Here is a 7,605-nt window from a genome sequence, read left to right on the forward strand (position 1 = left end):
GGTACGGCGGGCCCGCGACGGACCCAGGGTCCCACGGGCGCCCGGCGCACCTCCCGGCGCTCCGGCCGCCGCGGCGTCGGGCACCATCGGCGCGTGGACGCAGCCGCAGCCCCCCGCCCCCAGGACGAGCCGGACGCGGCCGGAGTTCCTCCGGCGCCGCCCGAGCCGCCGCTGGCGACCCTCGAGCGCACCGCCCTCGAGGTCGAGCGCCACGTCGCGACGGACGGGTGGGGCGCGCCGCCCCGGGTCTTCGCCCTCGTCCGGACGGCGCAGGCGCTGGCCGCGGACGCCGCGCTCGCCGCGCACCTCCCGCCCGAGGTGCTGGCCGAGGCCGAGGCCGACCCGGAGCACCTGACGTCCGTCGAGCAGGACGAGCTGCCGGAGGGCTCGCTCGAGGAGGTGCTCGCGCAGATCGGCTGGCCCCCCGCGGTGGCGGGCGCCGCCCTCGCCGTCGAGCGCGTCGTCGTGCCGCCGGACGTCGACCTGCCGGAGGACCCGGCGGCGGCCCTCGCCGTCGTCGACGCCCACCCGGACCGGCACGAGGTGCGCATCGCCGTGGCCGTCCTGCGCGAGGAGGGGCCCGGCACCACGGGCACCGTGGTGAGGCGCCGCGAGGACGACGACGACCTGCGTGTCGTCGTCGGCGAGGACCTCGTCCCCGGGCTCGCCGCGGCCCTGCGCGCCACCTTCGCCTGACGCGCGTCCCGGCCCGCCGCGGCGGGCCGGGACGGCGCTCAGCCGGCGGCGTCCGCCCGCAGGTCGCGGACGACCTCGTCGCACGTGGGGGCGGGCGAGGAGCCGTCGAGCTCGGCCAGCGCCTCGTCGAGCGTCCCGACCGCCCGGACCTCGAGGCCCTCCGGGACGGCGCCGACGACCTCGCCGCAGTTGGCCCGCGGCACGAGGACGAGCTCGGCGCCCGCCGCGTCGGCGGCGACGAGCTTCTGCCGGACGCCGCCGATCGCGCCGACCTGCCCCTCCGCGTCGACCGTCCCGGTCCCGGCGACGTGCCGCCCGCCGAGCAGGTCGCCCGGCGTGAGCAGGTCCACGATCCCCAGGGCGAAGACGGTGCCGGCGCTGGGACCGCCGATGTCGTCGATGCGGATGTCGACGTCGAAGGGCACCTCGACCTCGGGCGCCAGCAGGACGCCGAGGACCGTCCGGCCGTCGTCCCCCGCCGCGGTCGTCACCGGCACGTCGCGCGGCTCCCCGTCGCGCTCGACGCCCACCACGACGGGCTCCCCCGCCGGCACGGCCTGCAGCGCCGCCTGCAGCTGCTCCGTCGTCCCGACCTCCCGAGCGTCGAGCGCCGTGATGACGTCGCCCTCCTCGAGCCCGTCGGGCAGCACCGCGCCCTCGGGCGCCCCGGCGACCCGCAGGAGGACGTCGGCGGGGATGTCGAGCGCCGTCAGCGCGGCCGCCGTGGCCGCCTGCTGCGACGACGACATCTGCACCTCGCGGGAGGCGTCGACCTCCTCGCGGGTCTGCGACGGGTCGAAGACCTGGCCGACCGGCAGGACGTCCTGGACCGGGTCGAGCCAGCCGCGCACCACCTGCGCGAGGACGACGTCGCGGCCCGGCCCGCCGGAGGTGCTCACCGTCAGGAGGTCAAGGCGCCCGGTGGTCGGGTAGGTCTCCCGGCCCTCCACCTCCACGAGCGGCTCGCCCTGCGCCGTCTCGCCGAGGACGTCCTGCACCGGGCCCGGCGCCTCGACGGCGTAGGGGGTGCCCGCCGACCCGAGGAGCGCCAGCCCGCCCAGCGAGGCGAGGAAGGACACCACGAGGGCGCCCGTGGCCGGCCGCAGGCCGGACGTGCCGCTCATCTGGCTCCCCGTGCTGCTCGTCGTCGCGCGTGGCCGCGCCGGCCGCCCGTCCCGTCCGCTGACGGCGGACGGCGTCCGCCGCCGGGATGATCCTCCCCCGCCGCTCGTTACCGTGGTCGGGCGGGTCCCCGGGACCCGCCCGCTCGGCCCCACCACCGCCGCGCCCCGCGCAGGAGGACCCATGAGCCCCACGCCCCCCACCGGTCGTCCTGACGACGGCGACGGCAGCAACCCCCTCGAGGACCTGCTGCGCCAGCTGATGGGCGGTGCCGGCGGCGGCCTCGGCGGTCCCGGCGGCAACCCCCCCGGGAACCTCGACCCGGCGGCGCTGCAGGCGCTCGGCCTCCCCGGCGACCCGGCGGCGCTGAGCCGGATGGTCGCCCAGGTCCAGCAGATGATGGCCGGCGGCGGGGACGGGCCGGTCAACTGGGACCTCGCCCACCAGGTCGCCCGCCAGGGCGCCGTCTCCGAGGGCGACCCCAGCGTCGGTGACGCCGCCCGGCGCGCGACCGTCGAGGCGCTGCGCCTCGCGGACCTCTGGCTCGACGAGCGCACGGCGCTCGGCTCGGCCGGGGCGACGTCGCGGGCGTGGTCCCGCTCGGAGTGGGTGGAGGCCACCCTGCCCACGTGGCGGGTGCTCGCGGAGCCGGTGGCCCACTCGGTGGGCGACGCCATGGCCGCCGCGATGGCGGAGCAGGCGCCCCCGGAGGTCAGGGCGGCGATGCAGGCCGCGGGCGGGATGGTCCGCTCCGTCGGCGGCGCGGTCTTCGGCATGCAGGTCGGCCAGGCCGTCGGCGAGCTGGCCCGCGAGGTCGTCTCCGGCACCGACATCGGCCTGCCGCTCGCGCCCGAGGGCACGACGGCGCTCCTGCCGGCCAACGTCGAGGCCTTCGCCGAGGGGCTCGAGGTGCCGCTCGACGAGGTGCGCCTCTACCTGGCGCTGCGCGAGGCCGCCCACGCCCGGCTCTACACCCAGCGCCCGTGGCTGCGGGCCCACGTCCTCGGCACCGTCGAGGCCTTCGCGGCCGGCATCCGCATCGACACCGAGCGGATCGAGGAGGCCCTGCGCACGGTCGACGCCACCGACCCCGAGGCGCTGCAGCAGGCGCTGGGCTCGGGGATGCTCGAGCCGCAGCGCACCCCGGAGCAGGAGGCGGCGCTCGCCCGGCTCGAGACGGCGCTGGCCCTCGTCGAGGGCTGGGTCGACCACGTCGTCGACACGGCCGCGACGGCCCTGCCGAGCGCCGGCGCCCTCCGCGAGGTCGTCCGGCGGCGGCGGGCCGCGGGCGGTCCGGCCGAGCACACGCTGTCGAGCCTCGTGGGGCTCGAGCTGAGGCCGCGCCGCCTGCGCGACGCCGCCGCCCTGTGGGCGCTCATCGAGGACGCCCGCGGCGTCGAGGCCCGCGACGCGGCGTGGGCGCACCCCGACCTGCTGCCGACGGCGGAGGACCTCGACGACCCGGCCGGGTGGGCCGCCCGCCGTGGCGCCGCCCAGGCCGAGGACGCCGACGTGGACGCCGCGCTGGCCCAGCTCCTCGACGGCGACCTGGGCGAGGCGCAGCACGAGCCCTCGGCCGACCAGCGCAACGCCGAGGACGGCCCCGGCGGTCCCGCGTCGGACGGCCCGGGGGGCACGGACGGGGACGGGTCCTCGGGCCCCGCGCGGCCGTGACCGCGGCGACGCCCGCCCGCGGCGCTGCCGTCGACGCCGTGCGGGCGTGCCTGGAGCGCTGGCCCGCCGTGGCGACCGCACCCCTGGACGCGCGGCAGGAGGAGCTGCGCCGGCGCTACCTCGCCCACCTCGAGGTCCCCGGTGCGTTGGCGAAGGCCGGGCCGCCGGACCACCTGACGGCCAGCGCGCTCGTCCTCGACCCCTCGGGCTCGAGCACCCTGCTCGTGCTGCACCGCCGCGGCGGCTTCTGGGTGCAGCCCGGCGGCCACCTCGAGGCGTCGGACGCGTCGACGCGGGACGCCGCGCTGCGCGAGCTGGTGGAGGAGACGGGCGTCCCGGCCACGCTCGGGGACGTCTCCGAGGTGCCCGCCGACCTCGACCACCACGAGCTCCCGCCCGCCTTCGGGCGGTGCCGCTCGCACCTCGACGTCGCGCACCTCGTCGTCCTGGACCCGACGTCCGCGCTGGCGGTGAGCGACGAGAGCGACGACGTCGCGTGGTGGCCGCTCGACGCGCTGCCCGACGGCGCGGGCGGCGGGCCGGCCGTCGTCCCGGACCTCCCGGCCCGCCTGCGCCGGGCCGCCGCCGCCCTGGCGGGCTGAGCGCCCGTCGGCCGGAGTCAGTCGTCGGCGTCCTCCGCGGGCGCCGGCGCGCCCGTGCGGGCCGCCTCGGCCGTGGACCACCCCTCGAGGAAGCCCCGCGCCCGCTCGGAGCGCGGGTAGGCCGCCAGCAGGGCCCAGAAGTCCTCGCCGTGGCCCGGGACGAGCAGGTGGGCGAGCTCGTGGAGGAGCACGTAGTCGACGACCCAGGCCGGGAGCCCCTGCAGCTGGGTCGAGAGGCGGATGCTGCCGTCCGCGGGGGTCGTCGAGCCCCACCGGGACCGCTGGTTGTCGACCCAGCGGACCGACGTGGGGCGGGCCCGGCCGTCGAGGTAGCGCTCGGCGAGCCGGGCGGCGCGCTGCTCGAGGTCGTCGTCGCCGAGGCGTCGCCGGCCGTCGCGCGCGGCGAGCCTGGCGAGCATGCGCTGCACCCACTCCGCCTCCTCCGCCGCCGTGAAGCGGGCGGGGATGCAGACCACGACGCCGCCGTCCTCGCGGTAGGCGGTGACCGTCCGGCGTCGGCGGTCGCTGCGGCGCACGCGCACGGCGACGTCGCCCCCCGGCGCCGCGGCGGGGGTGCCGCCCGCGGCGGGGGTCGCGGCGGAGGGCACGGCAGCACGGCGAGGGGCCGCACGGCGACGTCCCGGCTCCACGGGCGCACCGTAGCGGGGCGGTCGCGCCGCCCGGGCCCCGACGCACCGCGGCGGCGGCGCCTGTGGACGCCCGCCCCGCGGGGCACCGGCCGCTGGCAGCCTCCTGGCCGCCGGAGGGCCCGGCGGGGCGGGGGTGGCGGCGGTGACGACGGCGCTGAGGATCCGGCCGGGGCTGCCGCTGCTGTGGCGGGCGGTAGGGACGGTGCAGGTGGGCGACGACCCGGCGGTCGCGGTCCTGCTCGAGCGCCTGGACGCGGCGGACGAGGCGCTGCTCGACGACCTCGTCGCCGGTGCGGGGCGCGATGTGCTGCGCGCACGCGCCCCGGGCCGCGGCTCCACGGCCGAGCGGGTGGACCACCTGCTCGGCCTCCTCGACGGCGCCGGGGTCCTGGAGGAGCGGTCCGCCGCCCCGCCGCCGGTGCCCGCCACGGCGGCCGAGGCGCGCGCGGCCGGCCTGGTGCGGGGCGGCGACGGCTGGGCGGCGCTCGGGCGCCGGGCCGCCGTGGCCGTCCGTGTCGTCGGCGCGGGGCGCACGGGCACCGCGGTGGCCGCCGGCCTGCTGGAGGCGGGCGTCGGCGACGTCGTGCTGGAGGACGCCCCACGGCGCCGGGTCCGGCGCGACGACGTCGCCGTGGGCGGCCACCGCGCCGTCGACGTGGGGCGGGGACGTGCCACCTCCGCCGCCGTGCTCCCGGGCGGGTGGGCCGCGGCCCTGGGGCGTCCGCCGGCGCAGGGCGTCGCCCGGCCGGAGGCCCTCGTCGTCCTCGTCGCCGACGGCGTCGTGGCGCCCGCCGGCCCGGCAGCCCTCCTGCGCGAGGACCGGCCGCACCTGCCCGTCGGCCTGCGCCCGGCCTCGGCCGTCGTCGGGCCCCTCGTCCGGCCCGGCCGTGGGCCGTGCTCCCGCTGCGTCGCGCTGCACCGCACGGACCGCGACCCCTCCTGGCCCGCCGTCGCCGCCCAGCTCGCGCACCCGGCCCGGGCCCGCGACGGCGAGGACGCCGCGCTCGCCCGGCTGGTCGCGGCCGTCACCGTCGTCGTCGTCCTCGGCGCCCTCGACGTCGGGGCGCTCGACCCCGCCGCTCCCGGGCCCGACGGGGACGCTCCCGCCCCGCCGTGGTCCCCCGGGAGGGACGGGACCACCCCCGGTCTCACCTGGGACGTCGCCGTGCGGCCCTACCCGCTGACGACCGCACGGCGGTGGACGCCGCACCCCGCCTGCGGCTGCACGGCCGTGCCCGCGGTGCGCGACGAGGCCCCGCGTCCCTCCGGGCAGGGGCCGGACGGCGTCCCCGGGGGGCAGCGTCCATGATGAGGAGGTGAGCGAGCTGCCGCGTCGTGCCCTCAGCCGTGGAGTGCGGCTGGCCGGTCTGCCCGCGGGCATGGCCGGGCGCACCGCGCTCGGCCTCGGCAAGCGGCTCGGCGGGCGGCCCGCGGAGGTCGTCGCGGCGGAGATGCAGGCCCGCACGGCCGAGCAGGTCTTCTCCGTCCTGGGCCAGCTCAAGGGCGGCGCCATGAAGGTCGGCCAGGCCATGAGCGTCTTCGAGGCGGCGCTGCCCGAGGAGGTCGCGGGCCCGTACCGGGCCACGCTGACCCGCCTGCAGGACGCCGCCCCGGCGCTGCCCCCCGCGGTGGTGCACGAGGTGCTCCGCTCGGAGCTGGGGGACGGCTGGCGCCGGCTCTTCCGCGACCTGGAGGACGTCCCGGTCGCGGCCGCGTCGATCGGGCAGGTGCACCGCGGCACCTGGGCCGACGGCCGGCAGGTCGCCGTCAAGGTGCAGTACCCCGGCGCGGGCAAGGCCCTCGTCTCCGACATCACGCAGGTCTCCCGGGTCGCCCGGGTCGCCGGCGGCTGGATCCCCGGCCTCGAGCTGGGACCGGTGCTGGCGGAGATGAAGGAGCGCCTGGTCGAGGAGCTCGACTACACGGTCGAGGCCGCCTCCCAGCGCGCCTTCGCCGCCGCCTTCCGCGACGACCCGGACTTCGCCGTCCCCGACGTCCTCGAGGCGACGGAGCGCGTCCTCGTCGCCGAGTGGATGGACGGTGTCCCGCTGTCGACGGTCATCGCCTCGGGGACGCAGGAGCAGCGCGACCTCGCGTCGCGCCGCTACCTCGAGTTCCTCTTCCTGGGGCCCTCCGAGGCCGGCCTGCTCCACGCGGACCCCCACCCAGGCAACTTCCGCATCACCCCCGACGGACGCTTCGGCGCCCTCGACTTCGGGGCGGTGAAGCGGCTGCCCGACGGGATGCCCCCGGCGATCGGCCGGCTCCTCACGGTGGCCCTCTCCGACGACGCCGACGGCGTCGTCGAGGGGCTGCGGCGGGAGAACTTCATCCGGCCCACCATCGACGTCGACGCCGAGCAGCTCCTCGACTTCCTCACGCCGTTCCTGCGGCCGGTCCACACGGAGCTGTTCACCTTCGACCGCGCCTGGCTGCGGGAGCTCTTCGCGCGGGTGCAGGACCCGCGGACGCCCGCCTGGGCGCTCGGCCTCAAGCTCAACCTGCCGCGCGAGTACGTCCTCATCCACCGCGTGTGGGCCAGCGGCCTCGCGGTGCTCTGCCAGATCGGCGGGACGGTCCCCTGCATCGAGGTCCTCGAGGACCACCTGCCGGGCTTCGCCGACGAGGGCTGACCGCACCGCGTGCGGCCGGCCCTGCCGCGGTCGGTCGGGTCATCACGACCGCAGGACGACGCCGTCGTCGACCTGGTCGTGGACGCAGGAAAGGGGCCGCAGGCACGAGCCCCACCCGAAGGCAGAACACGTAACCCACGACCCCTCACCCACAAAAGATGTCCGGCGGCGACCTACTCTCCCACCCAGTCCCCCAGGCAGTACCATCGGCGCGAACGGGCTTAGCTT

7 protein-coding genes and 1 rRNA gene are annotated in these 7,605 nt (G+C 78.9%); 5 read left to right on the forward strand and 3 right to left on the reverse strand.

From position 1 onward, the window contains the following. Window positions 1-93: 93 nt before the first annotated feature. Complete coding sequence (locus EDC03_RS03250; protein WP_199719875.1) at window positions 94-696, forward strand: PPA1309 family protein; 603 nt, start codon at window positions 94-96, stop codon at window positions 694-696. 38 nt (window positions 697-734) lie between these two features. Here EDC03_RS03250 and EDC03_RS03255 read toward each other — a convergent pair whose 3' ends face one another. Then, window positions 735-1,820: a YlbL family protein gene (locus EDC03_RS03255; protein WP_123378683.1), complete on the reverse strand. Its 1,086-nt coding sequence runs from the start codon at window positions 1,818-1,820 to the stop codon at window positions 735-737. Between the two features lie 181 nt (window positions 1,821-2,001). Between EDC03_RS03255 and EDC03_RS03260 the strand changes: the two genes are divergently transcribed. Both EDC03_RS03260 and EDC03_RS03265 read left to right on the forward strand, forming a co-directional pair. Further along, window positions 2,002-3,492 carry a zinc-dependent metalloprotease gene (locus EDC03_RS03260; protein ID WP_123378684.1) on the forward strand — a complete coding sequence of 497 codons (1,491 nt, stop codon included), beginning with the start codon at window positions 2,002-2,004 and terminating at the stop codon, window positions 3,490-3,492. Window positions 3,493-3,560: 68 nt separating this feature from the next. Continuing rightward, complete coding sequence (locus EDC03_RS03265) at window positions 3,561-4,094, forward strand: NUDIX hydrolase (RefSeq protein ID WP_199719876.1); 534 nt, start codon at window positions 3,561-3,563, stop codon at window positions 4,092-4,094. A 17-nt stretch (window positions 4,095-4,111) separates the two neighbouring features. Here the strand turns inward: EDC03_RS03265 and EDC03_RS03270 are convergent, their stop codons facing one another. Next, on the reverse strand, window positions 4,112-4,702 hold the full coding sequence (locus EDC03_RS03270) for a M48 metallopeptidase family protein (RefSeq protein WP_123378685.1): 591 nt from the start codon (window positions 4,700-4,702) through the stop codon (window positions 4,112-4,114). A 184-nt stretch (window positions 4,703-4,886) separates the two neighbouring features. Between EDC03_RS03270 and EDC03_RS03275 the strand changes: the two genes are divergently transcribed. Next, the gene (locus EDC03_RS03275) at window positions 4,887-6,053 is read left to right on the forward strand and encodes a hypothetical protein (protein WP_148057996.1); all 1,167 of its coding nucleotides are present in this window, start codon (window positions 4,887-4,889) and stop codon (window positions 6,051-6,053) included. Window positions 6,054-6,060: 7 nt separating this feature from the next. Further along, entirely contained in the window at window positions 6,061-7,377 is a 1,317-nt protein-coding gene (locus EDC03_RS03280) for an ABC1 kinase family protein (RefSeq protein ID WP_123378687.1), read from the forward strand. Window positions 7,378-7,537: 160 nt separating this feature from the next. Here the strand turns inward: EDC03_RS03280 and rrf are convergent. Next, a 5S ribosomal RNA gene (gene rrf, locus EDC03_RS18545) occupies window positions 7,538-7,605 on the reverse strand; the annotation flags it as partial.

Source organism: Pseudokineococcus lusitanus, from assembly GCF_003751265.1.
Taxonomy (GTDB): Bacteria; Actinomycetota; Actinomycetes; order Actinomycetales; family Quadrisphaeraceae; genus Pseudokineococcus; species Pseudokineococcus lusitanus.

Bases quoted from the DNA above. Each gene is read 5' to 3' on its own strand.
- EDC03_RS03255 (WP_123378683.1), bottom strand. From the start codon at position 1,820: ATGAGCGGCACGTCCGGCCTGCGGCCGGCCACGGGCGCCCTCGTGGTG.
- EDC03_RS03260 (WP_123378684.1), top strand. From the start codon at position 2,002: ATGAGCCCCACGCCCCCCACCGGTCGTCCTGACGACGGCGACGGCAGC.